The following is a 2,178-nucleotide window of genomic DNA, read 5'->3' as shown; positions in this document are numbered from 1 at the left end:
CAGCCGCCGCGGCAGCAGGGCGGCAGTGGTGGCTGCGCCACCTGGAGCGCGAGCCGTCGCTGGTAGCTGCCACCCGCTGGCTGGAGGCCGAACCCCTCGGGGGCGAGCCGGCGCGCACGCGCGTGCTGCAGGCGCTGGAGCGCGCCAGCAAGCCGCTGACGCGCTACCGCTGCGCCGCCTGCGGCTTCGAGGCGCGCCAGCATTTCTGGCAGTGTCCGGGCTGCCAGAGCTGGGACAGCTACCCAGCCCGCCGCGTGGAAGAATTGTGAAATTCGCCGCGCTGCGCCGGACCCCGGCCCAAGGCCCCTGGAGCGCTCGGCTTTTCATAGCACGCGCGGTCGTCGCCGGCCCTTAAAATGGCCGGCCGATGTCCCTGGTCTACCTGATCCTGCTGCCCTTCGTGGGCAGTCTGCTGGCAGCCGTCCTGCCGTCCAATGCACGCAATACCGAGTCCACGCTGGCTGGCGTGATCGCGCTGTATTGCACCGTGCAGACGGCGCTTGCCTTCCCGCAGGTGGAGCACGGGGGCGTGCTGCGCGAGCAGATCGACTGGCTGCCCTCGCTCGGCCTGCAGCTGAGCCTGCGCATGGACGGCCTCGCCTGGATGTTCTGCATGCTGGTCTTCGGCATCGGCTCGCTGGTGGTGCTGTACGCGCGCTACTACATGTCGCCGGCCGACCCGGTGCCGCGCTTCTTCTCCTTCTTTCTGGCCTTCATGGGCGCGATGGCCGGTGTCGTGCTGTCGGGCAACCTGATCGTGCTGGTGTTCTTCTGGGAGCTGACCAGCCTGTTTTCCTTCCTGTTGATCGGCTACTGGCACCACCGGCAGGATGCGCGGCGCGGCGCGCGCATGGCGCTCACGGTGACCGCGACGGGCGGGCTGTGCCTGCTGGCGGGCGTGCTGGTGCTGGGCCACATCGTCGGCAGTTACGAGCTGGACCATGTGCTGGTGGCGGGCGAGCTGGTGCGCGGCGACCCGCTGTACCTCACAGTGCTGGTGCTGGTGCTGCTGGGCGCCTTCACCAAGAGCGCGCAGTTTCCCTTCCAGTTCTGGCTGCCGCACGCCATGGCCGCGCCCACGCCGGTCTCCGCCTACCTGCACTCGGCGACCATGGTCAAGGCCGGGGTGTTCCTGCTGGCGCGGCTGTGGCCGGTATTGGGCGATACGGGGCCGTGGTTCTGGCTGGTCGGCGGCGTGGGCGCGTGCACGCTGCTGGTGGGCGGCTACGCCGCGATGTTCCAGAACGACCTGAAGGGGCTGCTGGCGTATTCGACCATCTCGCACCTGGGCCTGATCACGCTGCTGCTGGGCCTGAACAGCCCGCTTGCTCCCGTGGCGGCGGTCTTTCACATCATGAACCATGCGACCTTCAAGGCCTCGCTGTTCATGGCCGCGGGCATCGTGGACCACGAGAGCGGCACGCGCGACATCCGGCGCCTGTCGGGCCTGCGGCGGATGATGCCGATCACCGCGACGCTGGCCACCGTGGCAAGCGCGGCCATGGCCGGCGTGCCGCTGCTGAATGGCTTTCTGTCCAAGGAAATGTTCTTCGCCGAGACGGTGTACCTGAACGCCTCGCCGCGGGTGGCCATCGCCCTGCCCGTGGCGGCGACCATCGGCGGCATGTTCAGCGTCGCGTACTCGCTGCGCTTCGTGCTGGACGTGTTCGGCGGCCCGCCGGCGACCGACCTGCCGCACGAGCCGCACGAGCCGCCGCACTGGATGCGGGTGCCGGTGGAGCTGCTGGTGCTGATCTGCCTGGTTGTGGGGATTTTCCCGGCCTGGGCCGTGGGGCGCTACCTGGATGCGGCGGCGCTGCCGGTGGTGGGCGGCACGCTGCCGCATTTCAGCCTGGCGGTGTGGCACGGGCCGAACGCGCCACTGGTCATGAGCCTGCTGGCGCTCGCCGGCGGCACGCTGCTGTACCTGATGCTGCGCGCGCAGCGCACCGGCGCCCGGGCCGACGCCCCGCCGCCGCTGCTGCCGCGGGTGTCGGGCAAGGAGCGCTTCGAGGAGGCGCTGGCGCTGCTGACGGCGGGCGCGCGGGCGCTGCTGCGCTGGACTTCGACGACGCGCCTGCAGTGGCAGATGCTGTGGGTGGTGCTGGCCACGCTGGCGGCCGGGGTCGCACCGATCCTGTGGTCGGACAGCCTGCGCGACGGCGGGCGCACCCAGCT

1 protein-coding gene and 1 pseudogene are annotated in these 2,178 nt (G+C 70.5%); both read left to right on the top strand.

Going from position 1 to position 2,178, the window contains the following annotated elements; all coding sequences use genetic code 11:
• Positions 1–269, top strand: a pseudogene (locus tag A612_RS03200) (lipopolysaccharide assembly protein LapB); the annotation flags it as partial.
• Positions 270–367: 98 nt separating this feature from the next.
• Positions 368–2,178, top strand: a 1,811-nt coding sequence (locus A612_RS03195) for a proton-conducting transporter transmembrane domain-containing protein (protein WP_019373148.1), incomplete at its 3' end; no start/stop codon positions are given.

The organism is Melaminivora alkalimesophila (assembly GCF_000282995.1).
In the GTDB taxonomy this organism is placed as follows: Bacteria; Pseudomonadota; Gammaproteobacteria; order Burkholderiales; family Burkholderiaceae_C; genus Melaminivora; species Melaminivora alkalimesophila.
The sequence above is the reverse complement of the archived record's forward strand: the minus strand, read 5'-3'. Positions and strand labels throughout refer to the sequence as shown.